This window comes from Enterococcus pernyi (assembly GCF_045371165.1).
In the GTDB taxonomy this organism is placed as follows: Bacteria; Bacillota; Bacilli; order Lactobacillales; family Enterococcaceae; genus Enterococcus_B; species Enterococcus_B pernyi.
Map to the genome: position 1 here is coordinate 93,031 of NZ_JBIQDM010000005.1, position 18,479 is coordinate 111,509.

General features: G+C 37.3%; 18 protein-coding genes. 4 read left to right on the forward strand and 14 right to left on the reverse strand.

The genetic code is table 11. The features are described from left to right. Positions 1-1,089 precede the first annotated feature (1,089 nt). Positions 1,090-3,003: a hypothetical protein gene (locus ACH0AK_RS07730; protein ID WP_347081800.1), complete on the forward strand. Its 1,914-nt coding sequence runs from the start codon at positions 1,090-1,092 to the stop codon at positions 3,001-3,003. Between the two features lie 304 nt (positions 3,004-3,307). On the opposite strand, the gene ACH0AK_RS07735 is transcribed toward ACH0AK_RS07730, so the two are convergent. The 3 genes from ACH0AK_RS07735 to ACH0AK_RS07745 all read right to left on the reverse strand — a co-directional run bounded on the left by ACH0AK_RS07735 (position 3,308) and on the right by ACH0AK_RS07745 (position 6,123). Continuing rightward, on the reverse strand, positions 3,308-3,994 hold the full coding sequence (locus ACH0AK_RS07735) for a hypothetical protein (protein ID WP_023519195.1): 687 nt from the start codon (positions 3,992-3,994) through the stop codon (positions 3,308-3,310). A gap of 156 nt (positions 3,995-4,150) precedes the next feature. Beyond that, positions 4,151-4,759, reverse strand: coding sequence for a metallophosphoesterase (locus ACH0AK_RS07740; RefSeq protein WP_023519194.1), 609 nt, complete (start codon positions 4,757-4,759; stop codon positions 4,151-4,153). 92 nt (positions 4,760-4,851) lie between these two features. After that, entirely contained in the window at positions 4,852-6,123 is a 1,272-nt protein-coding gene (locus tag ACH0AK_RS07745; RefSeq protein ID WP_226076711.1) for an MFS transporter, read from the reverse strand. 91 nt (positions 6,124-6,214) lie between these two features. Here ACH0AK_RS07745 and ACH0AK_RS07750 point away from each other — a divergent pair, with 91 nt between their 5' ends. Next, entirely contained in the window at positions 6,215-6,994 is a 780-nt protein-coding gene (locus tag ACH0AK_RS07750; protein ID WP_010736188.1) for a hypothetical protein, read from the forward strand. A 142-nt stretch (positions 6,995-7,136) separates the two neighbouring features. Here ACH0AK_RS07750 and ACH0AK_RS07755 read toward each other — a convergent pair whose 3' ends face one another. The 4 genes from ACH0AK_RS07755 to ACH0AK_RS07770 all read right to left on the reverse strand — a co-directional run bounded on the left by ACH0AK_RS07755 (position 7,137) and on the right by ACH0AK_RS07770 (position 10,769). Then, positions 7,137-7,484: a DUF1831 domain-containing protein gene (locus ACH0AK_RS07755; protein ID WP_010736189.1), complete on the reverse strand. Its 348-nt coding sequence runs from the start codon at positions 7,482-7,484 to the stop codon at positions 7,137-7,139. Positions 7,485-7,559: 75 nt separating this feature from the next. Next, on the reverse strand, positions 7,560-8,690 hold the full coding sequence (locus tag ACH0AK_RS07760) for a cysteine desulfurase family protein (RefSeq protein ID WP_023519192.1): 1,131 nt from the start codon (positions 8,688-8,690) through the stop codon (positions 7,560-7,562). A 166-nt stretch (positions 8,691-8,856) separates the two neighbouring features. Next, entirely contained in the window at positions 8,857-9,837 is a 981-nt protein-coding gene (locus ACH0AK_RS07765) for a ribose-phosphate diphosphokinase (RefSeq protein ID WP_010736191.1), read from the reverse strand. A 77-nt stretch (positions 9,838-9,914) separates the two neighbouring features. Beyond that, positions 9,915-10,769 carry a hypothetical protein gene (locus ACH0AK_RS07770; protein ID WP_023519191.1) on the reverse strand — a complete coding sequence of 285 codons (855 nt, stop codon included), beginning with the start codon at positions 10,767-10,769 and terminating at the stop codon, positions 9,915-9,917. Positions 10,770-11,006: 237 nt separating this feature from the next. Here ACH0AK_RS07770 and ACH0AK_RS07775 point away from each other — a divergent pair, with 237 nt between their 5' ends. Then, the gene (locus tag ACH0AK_RS07775; protein WP_010736193.1) at positions 11,007-12,914 is read left to right on the forward strand and encodes a M13 family metallopeptidase; all 1,908 of its coding nucleotides are present in this window, start codon (positions 11,007-11,009) and stop codon (positions 12,912-12,914) included. Between the two features lie 188 nt (positions 12,915-13,102). Here ACH0AK_RS07775 and ACH0AK_RS07780 read toward each other — a convergent pair whose 3' ends face one another. From ACH0AK_RS07780 to ACH0AK_RS07810, 7 genes are all read right to left on the reverse strand, one after another. Then, positions 13,103-13,198, reverse strand: coding sequence for a putative holin-like toxin (locus ACH0AK_RS07780; RefSeq protein ID WP_353629272.1), 96 nt, complete (start codon positions 13,196-13,198; stop codon positions 13,103-13,105). A gap of 156 nt (positions 13,199-13,354) precedes the next feature. Further along, positions 13,355-13,441 (reverse strand): putative holin-like toxin, encoded by an 87-nt coding sequence (locus ACH0AK_RS07785; protein WP_353629271.1) that lies wholly within the window; start codon positions 13,439-13,441, stop codon positions 13,355-13,357. Between the two features lie 1,568 nt (positions 13,442-15,009). Then, positions 15,010-15,297, reverse strand: a complete 288-nt coding sequence (locus tag ACH0AK_RS07790) for a hypothetical protein (protein ID WP_010736195.1) — start codon at positions 15,295-15,297, stop codon at positions 15,010-15,012. A 150-nt stretch (positions 15,298-15,447) separates the two neighbouring features. Continuing rightward, positions 15,448-15,999 (reverse strand): cysteine hydrolase family protein, encoded by a 552-nt coding sequence (locus ACH0AK_RS07795; RefSeq protein ID WP_023519187.1) that lies wholly within the window; start codon positions 15,997-15,999, stop codon positions 15,448-15,450. A 12-nt stretch (positions 16,000-16,011) separates the two neighbouring features. Continuing rightward, complete coding sequence (locus ACH0AK_RS07800; RefSeq protein ID WP_023519186.1) at positions 16,012-16,704, reverse strand: 5'-methylthioadenosine/adenosylhomocysteine nucleosidase; 693 nt, start codon at positions 16,702-16,704, stop codon at positions 16,012-16,014. A gap of 17 nt (positions 16,705-16,721) precedes the next feature. After that, positions 16,722-17,006 carry a cell wall synthase accessory phosphoprotein MacP gene (gene macP / locus ACH0AK_RS07805; protein ID WP_010736198.1) on the reverse strand — a complete coding sequence of 95 codons (285 nt, stop codon included), beginning with the start codon at positions 17,004-17,006 and terminating at the stop codon, positions 16,722-16,724. 12 nt (positions 17,007-17,018) lie between these two features. Continuing rightward, positions 17,019-17,582: an NUDIX hydrolase gene (locus tag ACH0AK_RS07810; RefSeq protein WP_010736199.1), complete on the reverse strand. Its 564-nt coding sequence runs from the start codon at positions 17,580-17,582 to the stop codon at positions 17,019-17,021. A gap of 217 nt (positions 17,583-17,799) precedes the next feature. Here ACH0AK_RS07810 and ACH0AK_RS07815 point away from each other — a divergent pair, with 217 nt between their 5' ends. Further along, positions 17,800-18,456 (forward strand): 5-bromo-4-chloroindolyl phosphate hydrolysis family protein, encoded by a 657-nt coding sequence (locus tag ACH0AK_RS07815; protein ID WP_023519185.1) that lies wholly within the window; start codon positions 17,800-17,802, stop codon positions 18,454-18,456. Positions 18,457-18,479: the final 23 nt, after the last annotated feature.

Genomic DNA, 18,479 nt, shown 5'->3' on the forward strand with positions numbered 1-18,479 from the left:
TAGACAATAATCCTTTGATATACAAGTGGATATAGTCTATAGGATAAAAAATAATGTCTAGCAAGTAGACATGAAAGTATCAATAATACAAACGACAAAATCCAGTATTTTTTATTTTGAATCATTTTTTTCTCCTGCTTTCAATATCTTTATTGATACGTCTGGTCCTTTTTATTTATAAAAAAATCGTAAGAAAACATGGACAACGTCCCATCCGATGAGCGTAGTCGCAAATAAATAATTCACGACTAACAGAGTCCACTCTATGTACTTTTTCATGGTAGTTTTTGTAGTAAAATAAATTCCCAAAAAGCCAGGAATTATGATTACAAATGACAAAATAAAACCAACATACCCTCTATAATCTATGAGTATTCCCAATAAACATAAGATCGATAAAATCATAGAAACAATTAACCCGATTTTATAACCGTTCATCTAATCTTCCTTTCTTCTAAAAATTTTAGGTAACGCTATTCGCTGATTCAGCTGATTTTTATTCGTTGATCTCTGACAACCTATAGAACCCTCGTTAAAAACTGGATGAAATATCTGATATGAAGATGCGTTGCGAATAAATAATTTACGATGAACAAAAAAGATTTCAGAAGCTTATCCATAGTGATTTTAGTTGTAAAATAGATCCCAAAAAATCCTGGAATAATTGTTAAAAAAACTAACAATAATCCAATTAGTCCACGTCCATCAATCAGCGAACCAATAATACACAGAATAGATAAGGACATTGACGTACACAAGCCGATTTTGTACCCATTCATAAGCTACTCCTTTCTTCGCTTCATTTAAAATAATCAAAGCTATTTTTGGATTAATAGAAAAATTATACATCTAACAATCAAAAACCAATAAATCGTTATTTAAAATAAAAGTTAAAATAACTTTAAAATGAATTAATTAACTTGCAGAGAAATAATGGAAAATTCTTCACATTAACTTTTAATGATAAACATAATTAGATAAAAGCTTTTCCATAAATTCATATAAAAAAACATATAAAATCAAAAAAATAGGTGCTTTTATAAATATTTGTATGTTATTATTTTATCATAAAATTAAGGAGGAAATATCATGAAGCTCAAACTTTTTTTCACAACTTTTTTATTAATCGTTTCACTTCAATTCTCAAATATGCAGGTACATGCCGAAGCGGACTCTTATCAGTCTTTAGAGGATTATTATGAATTTTTCAAAAATGAATACGCTTCCTTCGAGCAGACATTTGAGGAATTTTCAGCTGGTTACTACAACCAGACACCTTATTTAGATGAGGATCAATTAAAAGAATATGCACATTCCGTCAATGACACGTATTTAACCGAGGAAGCAGAATGGTTAGCGAAAATCCCACCACTATGGTCTTTCAATATTGGCAATTCTTTAGATAATATTACTTTTGAAAAGAAGCCGGAATATGGTACTTATGACTTGTTAAATACGGTCCAGCCTGGAGATGTTATTTTTGAGGTAAACAGAGCTGATATGGTCATCAGATATCTGCATCATGTCATGATTGTCGATGATATTGTTGAAAAAACTCATATGATCAACGGAAAAGAAGAAACCTTTACATATATTCGAACAATTGAAGCGACAAAAGGAAACTTCGGCGCCAAAAGTGATGGCGTTGTCTACGGCGTATTAGATGACGAGCGTTTTGATTATACCAATGCCTCTATCTTAAGAGTCCCTGAAGCAACTGTTTTACAAAAACAAGCTGCTGTTTTATTTATGAAAAGTCAATTAGGAAAAAAATATTCTGCATTAGATATAATCGGACATCGGGATCGTACTTTTAGCAGACAAAGTTGGTACTGTTCCATGCTCGTATGGGCTGCATATATGAACGCTACACCTGATGGCAGCATTGATGACCTGACGCCTGGAGATGACCCAAATTTCCATGGAATCGACATCGAGTCAAAAGATGACCTATTCGAATCACCAACGATTACGCCTAATGATATAAAACGCTCCGATAAACTGGAAAAAATCAGTCCTTCGTTTCCCGAACACATCGATTATATAAAAAATATTACTTGGTCAGGGGAAGGTGCGCCGCTTCAAGGTGAAGATTTTGTTTTCAGCCCGAATTCTAACCTTTATTACCTTGAAAACGACTATCATTTCTTAGCCATCGACCAAAACAACCAACGTCCCTACACCAATAAATCACTTACACTCGGTCGGAACGCCAATGGAAATGTTGTTGCACAATTAGATTTATTCACCAATTTCGCTTTGACTGATGAAGCGAAGCAAAAATACGCAGATAAAAATATCCCTGTTGTACCTAATGGTATTGAACTTGCGGATATCCCAAATTACGTGATGAATTGGATCAATCGCTATACTCAGTGTAGCTTTGATATTGTTTACTCAAAAGATATCACGACGGATAGTAATCACTTACGCTATAATCCGACTTATTCAAAAATCGATCAAAAAGCACATCCTTCATATGGCTATTTAGTTAGTCAAGTAGTACATACTCCTCCAGCATTTACTCAAAGAAAATTTGATTACACGGAGAATTTAAGTGTCTATGAAAATTATGATCTGGCCTATCCGAATCCATTGAATTATGATGTATCCTACACGAAGAACCGTCCGACTTGGTATTACTTCTTTAATAACTTCCATGCCTTGATCAAGCTAGAAAATGGTACCTATCGTTCCGCTACTTATCTACGATTCCATGGCTCTTTCACTACGCCTGCTTCTCAGAGAAACGGGTATGGACTGAACCATGATTTTACAATGACCGATGAAGCCAAAACGATTTACCAAAATTATTACTATCATATCGGCGTCAACCAATCTGTGGATTACGCGATCGACTGGTTGAATCAATATACAAAAGAAGAGGTCCTTATCGTCTACTCAACAAATATCACGAATGATCTTAAACGTTTGAATGATGGGACAGCCACTGTTGGTAAAGGATTGAATAATCAAGGAAAACTCGTCAATTGTATTATTTAAACTTTCAATAGCTCCTTGGATTTTATGTCTGATGAATCTATAAAGTTGTTAACAAGGATTGAACAAATGAACTCTACACTTTTTCCACCTAGTATCTAGATGAATGTCGAAAATAAAACAGGTGTGAGACAAAAGTAACATTTCCTTTTGTCTCACACCTTAAAACCGCATATGCGTTGGAAACATAGGTAACCTCATCAGAAAAGCGACAGCTACAAAAATTTGAAAACAATTTTTGTAGCTGTCGCCTTATTTCTTGAGGTAATCCATCCCCCACCTTCTTCTCACCTACTTTTCCTAATGGTTATTCTTTTGATCCAGCAACTTCTGTCTCTTCGATGAGGGAGAGTTCATCGACTTCACCGGATTCTTTATCAGTCAGTCGACTCATTCCTGTTACAGGATTAATCTCTTCTTTGATCTCTTCATCTTCATAGACTAGATAAAACCGATTTTCTGTACCATATTCTTCTTGCAATGTTTGAAGCAGTTTGTCATTTGTGACTGTTTCAAGTGCTTTGAACGCATCGTACTCTTCAATCGTCCCCTTTTCCTTATCTGTTATTCGAGCCATTCCAGTAATCGGATTGATTTCTTCTTTCGTTTGATCATCTTCATACTCTAAAAAGAATTTGTCCTCTGTCCCGTATTCTTCTTGTAGTGATTTTAGAAATTCTTCTTTTGTAAATAATTCAAATTCCCCGAATGCTTCATATTCTTCCGTTTCCCCTGTTTTTTTATTAGTGGTTCTAGCCATTCCAGTTACTGGATTGATTTCTTCTTTGTATTCATCATCCTCAAATTCAAGATAAAATCTGTCTTCTGTGCCGTATTCTTCTTGCAACATTTTTAATAGTTCTTCTTTTGTTTCTACTTCTTCACCGACTTGTTCTGTTCCTTGCGATGTGTCAGCAAAGGTAGGAACAGCACCAAAAGCAAATGCACTGAATAGGCCAACTGAAGCTAAACTTACACTCAATTTTTTGATCATATGTCATCACCTCTCTATTTGATATGGATTTATAATAACTTAAAATCTAGGTAAAAAATGGATTTAAATTTAAACAAAAACCGCTTATTATCTAAACTATTCTTTAATTAAGAATAATTTAAAAATAACTAACGGTTTAAAATTATCGAGCGATGTTTAGCGTTGAATTTTTTGTAGCTCTTGAAACTTTGCTTCATAGATTTCTTCAATCTCTGCTTCCGAAAGTGGCGTGCCAAACGGGCGTTTTGTTTTTAATAATTCTCGCTCTGGAGCATCTACGCCTACATTGACGTCGTTGCCGATGGGTACGCTGTAGTGATGGATATGTCCATGAAGATTGCGTATTTTATCATTGCCTCCGAGCAACAATGGATAATGGGTCAAATAGTATTGTTGGTGATTGAATTTTATGATGACACCTACATCATAAAAGTGAAACTTTTGCTTTCCTTCCTTTTTCCACGGATCATGTTGTTCCAAGTAGTTGAAAAAGGCCCGACTGTCATGATTCCCTTTGATAAAGTGGATCGTGCCATTCAGTTCTTTGACTAAGGAAAGAATTTCTGCGCTACCTTTTTCATACTTAGGGTGCATCGCGAGGTCCCCTAGATGATAAACATGGTCGGATTCCTTTACGACTGCATTCCAACTAGTGATTAATTGATGGTGCATGTGGGCAATATTTTTAAATGGTCGTGGCGAAAAATCACTATTACCGAGCAACCGTTCATGGAAAAAATGCATATCACTGATAAAATAATTCATCTAAGCTCACTCTCCTTTATAAATATCGTATGTGAAAACAAAAAAATAGGCAATCAATGCCTATCTTTAAAAAAGAAATTTATTGCTTTGTCTTAGCTATGTTTACTTTGTAATTCTAAATCGTAGTTTCTGGCTGAAGGAACCAGGTACAGTGCAATTGCGCAAAGTAATGTACCGACACCAGCAATCACAAACAATTTCTCCACGCCAAGAGCATCTGCTAGTGGTCCAGCAAAGATCAAACCGATTGGACCAGACAGAGACATCAGTGAATTGAACACACCCAACACCCTTCCTAAAATGCTTGGCTCAAAACTTTGTTGGATCATCGCCATGACTAATGTATTGTAGTAAGGCGTAGCCAAACCGGCAATGGCATTCAACAGAACAAAGTAAATAAATCCTTGTGAGGTTGCTGGCAATAAACCACTTGCTGTGACGGATACCCCTAAAACGATATAAGAGATGATCACTAGCTGCATTCGATTCTTAAAATGACCAGAAAAACCAATGACTGCGCCTCCGACTAACATCCCAACGGCGTAAATGACTTCGATCAATCCCGCTTGTCCAACTGTGCCATTAAAATAACCCATGGTCATCAGTGGATATAAGCTTGCGGCAGGCATGAACAACAGCATGAAAACTGCCCCATTGAGCATGATATGCCATAACCCTCGCTTCTCATATAGTTTCTTTACTCCAAATTTAGTATCCGCTAACAAATGAACCGTTTCTCCTTGGATGTCCATCTTGGGAATTACCACAAGAATCAACAATCCTACACCAAGAATGGCACCTAATACATCCAAAAGAATCAAAGCATTCATTGGTACCGCAGCAAATAAAAAAGCACCTAATCCAGGAGCAACGATATAATTCGCTGATTGCACCATACCCAATCGCCCATTGATCCTTGTTAATTCTTCTTCTGGAACCATTGTTGGTAAAATTGATTGGATCGTCGGCATTTGGAATGTCTGTGCGACCGAACGAATAAATAAAGAGACAAACACTAACCAGAGCGGAAAGGTCGACATCACTGTTCCTACAATGGATAAAATAAGTGCAAAGATCGCAACAATGATATCCGTATAAATCAATAATTTTTTCTTATCCCAGCGATCGATCAGTGGCCCAACAAATGGACTTAATAGAACCATCGGCAGCATTCCTAATAATGTGGCAAAACTTAAAATAGTCGCAGAACCTGTTTCTTGCGTCAAATACCAAATAATAGCATATTGAACAACCATACTTGTGATTCCTGATAAAAATTGTCCCATCAAAAATAAATTAATATTCTTTTTCCAGTATTTCTGCATAACGCCTCCTAATTTTGTATTCTTTCTGTATTTTACCATTCATTTGTCTTATATTTTTTTATAATTATGATTATTTTATTATTGCTTGAAAAACATGATACACTGTAGAAAAAAACGGGAGGATACACCTATGACTAAGGTTAGTTTTCACACAACGATCACTGCTTCTGAAACACAGATCCAATTAGAGGAAGAACAAATCCAACTCTCTATTTGTTCAAAGCCAGTAAAAGAAATAGAAAATTCCTTTTATCTTTATTACTTAGACAAAAAGTGTCTGGCAATTGGTACAAAGATCCGCCCAAAATCCTTTGACCAAGTCATCACTATCCATTTACCATGGGATCTTGAAGCAGATTATTTTATGTATCTAATGAATAATCAAGCCACCGAAGCTGGTCTAACATTAGAAAAAGACAAAGATTTCAAAGAAAAAATCCCAGTTGAAGCAACCAAAAAATTAGCCCCGACGATCGAAAAAGTAATGACTGTGTTATCAACGTTTGGCTACGGATTTGCTCCGCTTGCTGCAACGAAAAAGAAACCTGCCAAAGCGCGTCATCGGTGGACGAAACAAATCAGCGAGATTCCTTTTACTGTGGAATTTCGTGGTAGCAAGGCAACACTTTACTGGATCAGTCGCAATGAGATGTTGATCAAAGCTGGCGCTACGTTATTACTTGATGCCCCTTTGAATAAAGATGGTTCGGTTAGTTATGCCGCGAAATATGGAGATAAGATGCGGGCTGACTACCAAGAGCAGATCAAAGATGGGAAAGTTGTGGAGGACATCATCGTCAAAAGTGTGAATGAAGCTAGCCTATTACTGTATTATGGCGGAACAAATAGTTGGTTAGAACTAAAAGATGCCCAAGGAAAAACATTAGATGAATGGTCAAAAGTTGAATGATCATTGACCGATAAATAAAAAAGTACCCAAGCGCTAGGAAGGACAGTTACGCATGCTCGCTGTCACATGAAGACGATACATGCACTTGTTTTTCTAGTGTTTAGGTACTTTTTTGTTTTTCTTTATTGTTTCACATGAGTACTTAGCCTTCTACTTTTTCAAATAGTCCACGACTGATCATGCTATCCATCAAGAAATAAAACTTATCTTGACTCATTTTTTGCTTTGGATCTTTAAAAATATCGACTGCACGCAAGCCATTGGCTGTCGTGATCGACATCTTCATTGTCTTGATGTCTTTTGCAACCGTGATTTTTAATTTAAAACCCTCTTTGCTTTGTGGTGTTGCATCAAGCGGACGTATCAATTGATAGTTCCCGCCATTTGTTTCTGTAAAGCCATTGTCGCGTAATGTGTATCTTTTTGCATCTGGATGTAAACGGTAGCTAACTGGAGAACCGAGTACGGACGCTGTTTGTTCAAATGCCATCTTTTTCACCTCAGTAAGTTTAGTTTCCTCTTTATTATAAAAGTTTCTAACTCGTTTTACTAGGTTTTTTAGCGCTTAGATTGCTTTGACTAAACCATCAGCAAATCGTTGGACTTCTTCTTCTGTATTCCCATAGCCAAAACTGATGCGGATGGATTCTTTCAAGAATGGTGTTCCTTTTCCATACATGGCTTCTAGTACATGAGAAGGTTCGATATTTCCAGCAGTACATGCCGAACCGATCGAGATCGCAAAGCCTTGTAGATCCAATTTCATCAACAATAGATCGTTGACGATCCCTGGAATACGTAAATTCAGTACATGAGGTAATTTATTCGTCAAATCCCCATTGATTGCATATTCAATCTCATTTTCTGTCAATTTATCTAAAATCAGTTGTTGGAAGTCCAAGTATTTTTTATTACGTGCTTCTCTTTCTTCAAGTGTTAATATTTCTACCGCTTTCGCTAATCCACAGATCCCCGCTAAGTTTTCTGTACCGGCACGGCGTTTTTCTTCTTGTTCTCCCCCTAAAAGCAAAGGTGGGATATTTACGCCATCTCTTTTATATAAAAAACCGATTCCTTTCGGTCCATTGATTTTATGACCAGATATGCTCAAAAGATCGATTCCTAACTCTTGAGGATGAATCGTTTGATTACCATAAGCTTGAACAGCATCCGTATGGAAATAGGCTGGATGTTCTCGTAAAATTTCACCGATTTCTTTGATTGGTAATAAATTACCGATTTCATTGTTCCCGTACATGATCGAGACTAGAATCGTGTCTTCTCTTAAAGCCGAGCGGAAGTCAGCGATCGAGATATTTCCTTTTTGGTCAACTGGTAGATATGTAACCTCAAAACCCTTGTTTTCAAGATACTTCATCGTATTCAAGACTGCTGGATGTTCAATAACTGTAGTGATTAGATGTTTCCCTTCATTTTGACGTGAGAATGCTGTTTCAAGAATCGCAGTATTATCACCTTCCGTTCCGCCACTGTTAAAAATAATCTCATGCGGGCGGGCGTGCAAACTATCTGCCACGATTTGTCTAGCATTTTCTAATTTTTCATGAGCCATCCGACCAAATCCATGAATGCTCGAAGGATTGCCAAATGTCCCTTCCATGATATCCATCATTTCTTTGATTACCAACGGATGCATCGGCGTCGTCGCTGCATGATCTAAATAAATATTGCCCAATGTATTCATCCCTTTCAAATAGAACTAGGCACATTCTAGCATAGAAATAGCCAGTTACCAAAAATAAACTTAGGCAAAAAGAGGATTTTTTAGTAGATATGTCCAAGTTCCTAGCAAAAAACACCATAAAATGACCTAAATTCCGTCATTTTATGGTGTTTCATTTTTATCTAAAGCTCTTCTCTTCCAAACGGAACAGTGGGCTCATTGGCGTGTTTTCATGGATACGCTTGACGGCTTCACCCATCAAGTTTGAACAAGTGACGATCGTCAATTTTTCTGGGTGACGGTCTTCTGGTGTATACACAGAATCAGTGATACAGATATCTTTGATTGGTGCTTCGTCCAAGATCTCTTTTGCAGGCTCTGACAACAAGCCATGGGAAGCACAAACATAGATATCTTTGGCGCCATTTTCTTTCAAGACTTTGGCTGCTCGAGCGAATGTCAATCCAGTATTTAAAATATCATCAACCAGGATACACGTTTTTCCTTGAACATTCCCGATCACGTAACTTGCTGCTGTCCCTTCGACTTCTTCGTCCGCATGATCAACGATCGCTAACGTACTATTCAAGTACTCTGATAAGCTACGCGCGCGTTGGACACCACTGTTCTTTGGTGAAACAACGACAATGTCATCGCCGACCAGACCAAGTTCACGGTAATAATGCGCAAATAATGGCATTGTAAATAAGTTATCTACTGGAATATCAAAGAATCCTTGTACTTGCACCGTATGCAGATCTAAGGTCAATACACGAGTCGCTCCTGCTTCTTCAAGCATGTTCGCAATCAATTTTGCTGTAATTGGTTCATGGGGCTTCGCTGTACGGTCTTGTCTCGCATAACCATAATAAGGCAACACCACATTGATCGTTTTGGCACTTGCACGTTTCATCGCATCGATCATGATCAATAATTCCATGTAGTAATCATTGACTGGTGCATTCGTCGATTGAACGATGTAGACATGGTCGCCACGGATACTTTCTTCAATGTTGATTGAAATTTCTCCATCACTAAATTGTTTGACTACACTTTTCCCTAACTCTGTTCCAAATACTTTGGCGATTTTTTCTGCTAACGGTCGATTCCCATTCAAACTAAAGATTTTCAACGTGTCGTCCTGATACTTTTTACTCATGACATCCTCCCAAACTTCTCTATTCTTCGATAGTTTAACATATTTCGTTCCGTATTTCTGGTATTTTCTGAAAATAATCAAGGAAGTGAGGCTGTTCCATTTCCCCAACTTGCAGGAATCACTTTATTTGTGTTTCCCCAATTATCATGGACTTTATAATAACGCTCACCAGAAGCTGATTCATAGTAAGCATAAGCAGTGACCCAATGATTGCCGTAGGTACTGCCTAGCAATCTTAAAATACCGATCATCACAGGTTTTCCTTCGCGAATCCGCTTTGTTGCTCGTTGCCAAGAACCGACTACTGTACTTCTGGCATAAATCGGTTGTTGTTGTGTTCTAAAAAAGGCTGAGATCCCTGTACTTACTTGGATAGGTACAGTGGGCAAGCCTAAAGGTTGGATCGTTTTACGCAGTTTTTGGATCAATTCTTTCGCATCGCGGGAATCTTTTCGGCGAATATCTGAAGGAATCAGATTCGGCATACGATAATCTTGATAGTAGGCAAGTAACACTGCTGCCGCATAAGTGCCACAAAGATAACCAGACGTTGTTCGCCACTTTTTATAAGTCAAGAAACGTTGCTCTGGCAAGCCTACCCAACAATCAACTAAATAAGTCGTTGGCGCTTGTTGCGCCCACTTTGCCAGAAGTTTATCGATCAGCTCATCGTCAATTCCTTCTGCATTTATACTGGCTTCTTGCCACATAGTGGATGTTGCAATGCTTGTTGAATAGGCGTTTACCGCTGTAATAAATTCGACTGGTTTTCCATGAGGATCAACGATCAAATAACTCTCATTTTCAAAAATCACTGCTAAATAGTATTCGTTCTCCCGTCTTCTCTTTAGCAGACGAAACTCACTGATTCGCTCTGTTTTGCCATCGAGCGTGATTTCTTGCCATTTCCCACTTACTTTACTCAGAATCAATCACCTCCACCTACATTATAAGGGATAGTCCTAAAAAAATAAATCAGATCGACTAATGGTTGATTGCGCGTTTTGAACATTTTTCCTGATTCGTATGTAAAATGATTTTTAGAGCTTGCTTACAAAAGAAACCGATTACAAAATTTGTCGCTTTGAAATAGATTTTACATTCCATTTGTTTATTCTGCTTTTTTGTTAGATAATGGGCACACGGAACTAAAAAGGAGCGATGATTCAATGAACCAAGAACGTTTGAAACAAGATTTTTTTGAAGCAGTAAATGAAGAATGGTTAAAAACAGCAACAATTCCTGCCGATAAGCCAGCAACTGGTGGGTTTCAGGATTTAGTTGATGGCATTGATCAACTAATGATGCGAGATACAGATGAGATGTTAGCTGATCCAACAAAAGTTACATCTGATAAAATGCGTCACTTCCTTGCATATTATCAACTAGCAAATGATTATGAATATAGAGATCAATTAGGTGCTACACCTTTACAACCAATCCTCGAAAGAATCGAGCAACTCACTTCCTTTGACGAATTAAATCAGCAATTTCCCGAATGGACATTGGACAGCTTACCGTTGCCTGTTGTCTTAGATGTGGATGCAGATATGAAAAATGCGCAAGTCAATGCCTTTTTCGCTTCACCACCCTCTTTATTTTTACCAGATAAAACTTATTATGAAGCAGAACATCCAAATGGTGCTCAATTATTGTCCGTCTTTTTTGATATGATGGTCCAACTTTTAGAAATGACAGGCAGAGAAAGAAGTCAGGCAGAAGCAATCGTCGAACAAGCGATCCAATTCGATAAATTGATTGCGCCCCATGTTAAAAGCGCGGAAGAAAATGCAGATTATAGCCAAATGTACAATCCACGTGCCTTTAATGAATTTACGGCATATACCGATGCTCTTGACTTAACTACCTTGACTACTGGCTTGATCGGCACACGTCCAGACCAAGTGATCGTTACTGACCCTGTCTACTTTGAACATTTAGCTGAACTTTTGACGACACCACATTTCCGACTACTTAAAAGCTGGATGATCGTAAAAACGGTGCGTTCACTAAGCAGTTATCTATCTGAAGATTTCCGTCAAGTCAGTGGGATCTTCTCTCGGACTTTATCAGGAACCGATGAAGCAATGCCACAAAAGAAAGCAGCTTACTACCTTGCTTCTGGACAGTTTGATCATGTGTTGGGCGATTACTACGGTAACAAGTATTTTGGCGAAGCAGCGAAAAAAGATGTCGAAAAAATGGTCAAGAAAATGATCAATGTTTACCAAAAACGACTCGAAACGAATGAATGGTTAAGTGATGCGACACGAGAAAAAGCAATTGTGAAATTGAACAAATTAGGCATCCAAGTCGGTTACCCTGATAAAATCCCTGCCTTGTTCGATGCGTTCCAAACAGTTCCCGCAAATGAAGGTGGAACCTTGCTTTCAAATGCGTTGAACTTTAGTCATCTAACCCTAAAAGACCGTTTCAGTAAATGGAACAAGCCTGTTGATCGTGATGAATGGGAAATGAGCGCGGATACAGTCAATGCGTACTATCATCCATTCCGAAACGTGATCGTTTTCCCAGCTGCGATTTTACAAGCACCATTTTATAGTTTGGAACAATCTAGCTCGGCAAACTTCGGCGGAATCGGTGCAGTCATTGCCCATGAGATTTCCCATGCGTTTGACAACAACGGGGCGAAATTTGATGAGTTCGGTAACTTGAATAACTGGTGGACAGAAGAAGACTTCGCTCATTTCCAAGAAAAAGCGCAAGCCATGATCGAACAGTTTGACGGTGTACCTTTTGCTGATGGCACAGTCAATGGAAAACTAACCGTTTCTGAAAATATTGCAGATGCTGGCGGATTAAGTTGCGCACTAGAAGCTGCAATGACAGAAGACGATTATTCAGCAGCCGATTTCTTCATGAATTGGGCGACAATCTGGCGTACAAAAGCGAAAAAAGAATACCAACAATTACTTTTACAAATCGATGTTCATGCACCTGCGAAACTTCGGGCGAATATCCAGCCACAAAACTTAGCAGAGTTTTATGAAACATTTGCGATCACTGAAGAAGATCCGATGTATCTAGCACCTGAAGAACGTGTGCATATTTGGTAAATAATTCCCTAACAAACTAGGCGTATGGGGCAAAAAAATAAATTCATTTGCAAATTCATTTTTGTTTCTGATTTAAATTCAAATAAACGATGTTCCAAAAGCTAACCTTAGTTAAATAACAAGTCAAAAGAGTATAGAGCAGACACACCAAAATGTTTGCTTTATACTCTTATTTTTAAAGTTATATTTCATTGTATTAACGTCTTATAGTTAATAATCAGCAAAACTAACATTGCGAAAGCGATCATCAGTTGCATTGCTTCAAAAAATCGACACTTGTCTATTTCATATTTGCAAGGGTAAAATTATTTTGCTATACTATGATTAACAAAATGAGCTATGCGCTAACATAGCTCATTTGTAGAACCGTTAAAAAGACGGCAGCTTTTATTAGTTTGATATTCTAACCATCTAATTACTCGCCAAAGTGGATTAGATGGTTACTTTTTTTGGTCTTTATCGGCAATAATCAGCAAAACTAATGTCGCAAAAGCGATCATCAGTTGCATTGCTTCAAAACTTGACACTTGCCTACCCCCTTCTAGGGATAAAGCTATGAACCATAGGCATCACCCCTTTTTCAAGAGATTAGCCACCATCTTTTCACTTCTCTACCTCAAAATTATATCATATTATTTACAGTGATTTCTTCGATAAACAGTCTTTTTTCATTTTATCTCTATACCAATCTTTGACTCTGATTCTCGAGTGGTGGTTACTCCCACAATTTGACTTAACTGACTTTCAGCGGTGTTCAGTTTTTCAGGTGGGTTTCCTGGTTTTTTCCACCCACCTCTATTTTCAAAAGTTTGTGCATTTCTCCAATCGAAAAAAGCTCTGTTATATTTAGCTCATTTTTATAGATAATCTCCTACTTAATCAGCTGAAGTGAGCTTAGAAACTTGCACTCACTTCTCCTATCAACCACAAACAGAAGTCTGAATCTGAAAATAATGGAAAATTACCGATTCTTCTTATTTGTTATATTCTTCCATTCCTCATTAATAAATAAACACCAAAAAAGGAGTGATACATTAGTACCCTTCCACCACCTAAGGGTAGGAACAGAATTAACCTCTTCGAAAATAAGGCTGAACACTTCTGTCACAACCCCTTTTTATCTGATCTTCTTTTAGTGTAGGGAAACCCCTTTTTTGTTTTTTATAATCAATCTAGCAAAAAAAAATAATTAAAAGGACTCCTAAGATAATAAGATAAGGTACTAGTGTAAAAGTTATTTTTTCTAATCCTAAAAGATCAAATGATTTTTTCAGTAAATAATCACTCAAAAAGATGAAAAAAAGAGATTTAAATGTACCCCAGCCTTTATGAATTGGTACCAATCCAATCCAATCACAACACCAACAACAATCGGGACTCTAAAATAAATTTCATCGAGAGTAAATGAATAATTTCCTTTCCAAATAAATTCTAAGATTCCTCTTAAAACAAACAATAAAAGAAATACACCCACGATATATCGGGAATCCAGTTGTTTCATTATTTCACCTTACTTACATTGTTTTATTTCATGTACCTTACGTAATAAACAGTCTGTGAAACATTGCTTGGTTCACCAACCTATCATCCAATCCAACCATTTCCACTTGTGTCCAATCCTCTAGCAATAGCATCTTCAGTACTAAAACCTTTTGTAGTTATTCCAAAAATACCTCAAGAAGAAACTACTTCCCCAAATGAGAGAGCAGTAAAGAATGCAAACAAATCTATTTCTACTACAAGATTAGTATATTTCAAAGCTGGCTTTTATTATCATTAATACTCTAAAAGTTTCGCAAATAACAATTATTTAACTTATGGTATTCAAAGGAATATTCTTAATCACAACCTACTACCAAACTTGCAAGTACTGCTGACGGGTTCAGTCGCCAGATTCATTTCTACTCCCCTTAATGGTAGAAATAGAAACACTACTTGTCGAAGAGCCTTTTTCAGCTTATTTCATATTTCTTTTTGATATTTTTAATTTGAATTTATGTATGATTTTACACTTTCTTCACCGATCAGCAGACACTACTCCTACTAGTCTCTGCTCAGATATGAATTTAAAACAATTAACAGAGAAAAAAACATACTAATAAATATAGTGACGAACGCTTGTAACTCTCCCAGTTTTATAGTTAGAATATATGCTAATAACAGTGAAAAAATTATAATTTTCAGTAAGATACTTCTGGTTAAAACTCTTTCTTTCGTAAAAAAATCTTTCAAACCTTCCCCATTTTTTGTTATCCAAAAAAAAGCCAAACAAAGAAAATAATGCAAAGAGCGAAAATAACCCTGAGAGATTTGGCAAATATCCTAAAAACCCTAAAATTCCCAGTAAACCTAAAAAACCCAAATTTGCTTTCCCTTTTCTCATACCGATTCCTTCCCTTCACGTAGAAACGACTTTATGCACACCCCATTGATCAATTTGTATGTATCTATTTCTCTTTGTTTCAGTTAATGACCAATAGAAATAGTGGATAAAGTACGATATAAACGCCTTTATCCACTTTATTCACTCTTTTTATCCCTTAATGATCTCCGCACCAAGGGCTGTTTGAAAATGTTTCAATGCCCAGTCATGTCCGATTGGATCAAAGCTGGCAACTGCATCTTCGTAAATAAATAATTGATAGCCTAGGTTATAGGCATCGACTGCTGTATGCAAGACACAGATATCTGTACAAACACCTGTCAAATAAATCTCTGTAATCCCACGTTCCCGTAAACGAATGTCAAGATCTGTTCCACTGAATGCAGAATAGTGACGTTTATCGATCCAATAAACATTGGCTTGTGTTTGATGTTCCGCATAAATCTCTTGCAATGAACCATACAGATCGCGGCCACTCGTTCCGACTACATTATGTGGTGGAAACAATTGGTTTTCCGGATGAAAAGCATCTTCGGGATCATGTGCATCGATCGCAAATACGACAAATTCTTTCTCATCAATAAACTTTTTTGTATACTTCGTTAAAGCTGGTTCAATTGCCTGACCGCTCTTTCCAGTCGTCAATTTCCCATCGTCTGCCACAAAATCATAGGTGTAATCAATCGAAATCAATGCTTTCATTCGGTTCACTCCTTATACAAGATGTTTGACAAATTCAATCACCATTTCAGCTGAACGTTTCCCTGCTTCTTCGATGAATTCGTCAAAGCTTTGTGTCGCTGAATGGTCCGCAGTATCACTCATTGCTCGCACGATCAAGAAAGGAATATTGAATTGTTGTGCCGTTTGACCGACTGCAGCCCCTTCCATCTCACAAGCAAGTGCTTCAGGGAAATTGCCTAAGATCTCTTGGACTTTGACTGGCGAATCAACAAATGTATCTCCTGTGACGATCAAGCCTTCTTTTACATTCAAGTTGGTTGCTTCTGCGGCTCTTTTCATTTCTGAACGTAAATACGTGCTTGCTTCATAATAAAGAGGCATACCTGGTAATTGTCCTGGCTTGTAACCGAACCCTGTAACATCTGCATCAAAATAGGCAACTTTGTCAGAGATCACTACATCCCCTACACGTAGACCTTCACCAATGCCACCAGCTGATCCTGTATTGATGACCATGTTTACACCATATTGTTGGATCAATAAGCTTGTTGTGATCGATGCTAAGACTTTCCCGATACCTGAACGTACAACGATGACTTCATGGTTGCCTAATGAGCCTGAGATAAACAGAGCGCCTGCTCTTTCCCATGATAAGGGTTGTCCTAGTTGCTCTCTTAAAATTTTTACTTCTTCTTCCATTGCTCCGATGATTCCAATTTTCATTTAGTTGTTCCTTCTTTCTATATAAATGCAACTGCCAGAAAAACGATGGCTAACAATAAAATGACTATAACCAAGCCTTTCATCAAAACAGCATTCCATTTACGTGTTTTTTCTCGTTCGCCTGCTCTTGTTTTCGTGATTGGCTTATTTTTCTTTTGTTCTTTACGATAAAAACTCGCGATCTTTTTTTCTTCTTGTTTGTACGTAGCTTCCGCTTTTCTTTGTTTTTTTAATGATTCTTGTGCTTGTTCTTGCTGTCGTTTACGGATTTCGCTACGTGTGACTAGCGGTCCTTTGACCATCAATCGATCCCTCTACTTTCCTTTGTTCATTGATTCCCAGTATTGAATCGCATAAATCGTTTTTGCATCGCAAATGACTTGATCTGACATCGCTTGTTTTGCTTCTGCTAAAGTCAACGCATAAAGTTCCAATACTTCGTCCTCATCTTGTGCGAGAGGCTGTTCCACTTTTTCGATATTTACTGCATGATAGATATGCAGGAGTTCATTCGCAAATCCTGGTGATAAATACATAGAAGTCAAATGATCCAAACGCTCTGCGCGGTATCCAGTTTCTTCTTCTAATTCTCTAGCAGCAGTGATCTCAGGCGCTTGTTTTTCTCCTGGATCAATTTTACCAGCTGGTATTTCGAGGATCACTTTCTCTAAAGGTTTGCGGAATTGTTTGACTAATAGTAGACGATCCTTTTCATCAAAAGCAATGATTCCTACACCACCGGGGTGAAAGACTAATTCACGCTTCCCGATATTTCCATCTGGTAAGCGAACATCATCCACAGCGACATCAATGATCGCTCCATGATAAATTTCTTTTCGTTGGATCGTTTTCTCTTCAAACTGTTCATATTCAAGCATCTTTTCCCCTGCTTTCTTTTGTCCTATAATAACTACTTTTTTTGTTTTTTTCAATTTTCTTTTTGATTTCTTACTTAGTTTACCATATCCAAACCTTAGAAATTCTATAAACTCATAAAATCCACCTTTAGTCCGATACTAATTATTAAGAAGGTTGTGCTAAAATAAAGAAGTAGATGAGCAGAGTGGACAATGAATATACACGGAGGTTTTTAGGATGATTAAAAAGAATTGGAAATGGATCGTAGGTTTACTCTTAGTGATACTGTTCTTCAGTTATAATGATGTATCGATCATATCAATGATCTTGTTAATTGGCGCAGTTTTGCTGATTTGGGGGCTTTTTGGTTTTCGTAAAAAACCTAAGGACAAAACAGCTTTACCAAATCTATCTGACAAATTAGCGACCCATTATAGCGAAAACGGCATGACACCGAGTGAAATCTCTTTTTTTAGAGAAACGATGAATCAAACAAAAAATGAAATCGAACAACTAGAAAAAAATATGTACGAAACGGCAAAGCTTAAAGCGATCGATCTTCGTCACGAACCGGTAAAAGCAGCAAAAGGTTTGTTCAAAGAACTCGTAAAAGAACCCACTCGATTGCACGATGCGAGTCAGTTCCTTTACACCCACTTGCCAAACCTAGTGGATTTGACAAACAAATATATTGAGATCAATGAACACGAGATCAAAAACAAACAGACCTATCAAAAACTGGAAGAAAGTACCCAGATCATTGATCAACTTGCTTCATTAGTCGCGAAAGACTATCAAGATTTCGTTTCGGAAGATTTGGAAGATATCGATGTAGAGATATCTGTTGCGAAACAAAGCTTAAAGCGTGATAATAAAGATGTACCAGAAGAATAAGCACGTTTATTTCTTGGACTCGG

Coding starts and splice junctions, on each gene's coding strand:
- ACH0AK_RS07730 (WP_347081800.1), top strand. CDS start 1,090: ATGAAGCTCAAACTTTTTTTCACAACTTTTTTATTAATCGTTTCACTT.
- ACH0AK_RS07735 (WP_023519195.1), bottom strand. CDS start 3,994: ATGATCAAAAAATTGAGTGTAAGTTTAGCTTCAGTTGGCCTATTCAGT.
- ACH0AK_RS07740 (WP_023519194.1), bottom strand. CDS start 4,759: ATGAATTATTTTATCAGTGATATGCATTTTTTCCATGAACGGTTGCTC.
- ACH0AK_RS07745 (WP_226076711.1), bottom strand. CDS start 6,123: ATGGTAAAATACAGAAAGAATACAAAATTAGGAGGCGTTATGCAGAAA.
- ACH0AK_RS07750 (WP_010736188.1), top strand. CDS start 6,215: ATGACTAAGGTTAGTTTTCACACAACGATCACTGCTTCTGAAACACAG.
- ACH0AK_RS07755 (WP_010736189.1), bottom strand. CDS start 7,484: ATGGCATTTGAACAAACAGCGTCCGTACTCGGTTCTCCAGTTAGCTAC.
- ACH0AK_RS07765 (WP_010736191.1), bottom strand. CDS start 9,837: ATGAGTAAAAAGTATCAGGACGACACGTTGAAAATCTTTAGTTTGAAT.
- ACH0AK_RS07775 (WP_010736193.1), top strand. CDS start 11,007: ATGAACCAAGAACGTTTGAAACAAGATTTTTTTGAAGCAGTAAATGAA.
- ACH0AK_RS07790 (WP_010736195.1), bottom strand. CDS start 15,297: ATGAGAAAAGGGAAAGCAAATTTGGGTTTTTTAGGTTTACTGGGAATT.
- ACH0AK_RS07795 (WP_023519187.1), bottom strand. CDS start 15,999: ATGAAAGCATTGATTTCGATTGATTACACCTATGATTTTGTGGCAGAC.
- ACH0AK_RS07800 (WP_023519186.1), bottom strand. CDS start 16,704: ATGAAAATTGGAATCATCGGAGCAATGGAAGAAGAAGTAAAAATTTTA.
- macP (WP_010736198.1), bottom strand. CDS start 17,006: ATGGTCAAAGGACCGCTAGTCACACGTAGCGAAATCCGTAAACGACAG.
- ACH0AK_RS07810 (WP_010736199.1), bottom strand. CDS start 17,582: ATGCTTGAATATGAACAGTTTGAAGAGAAAACGATCCAACGAAAAGAA.
- ACH0AK_RS07815 (WP_023519185.1), top strand. CDS start 17,800: ATGATTAAAAAGAATTGGAAATGGATCGTAGGTTTACTCTTAGTGATA.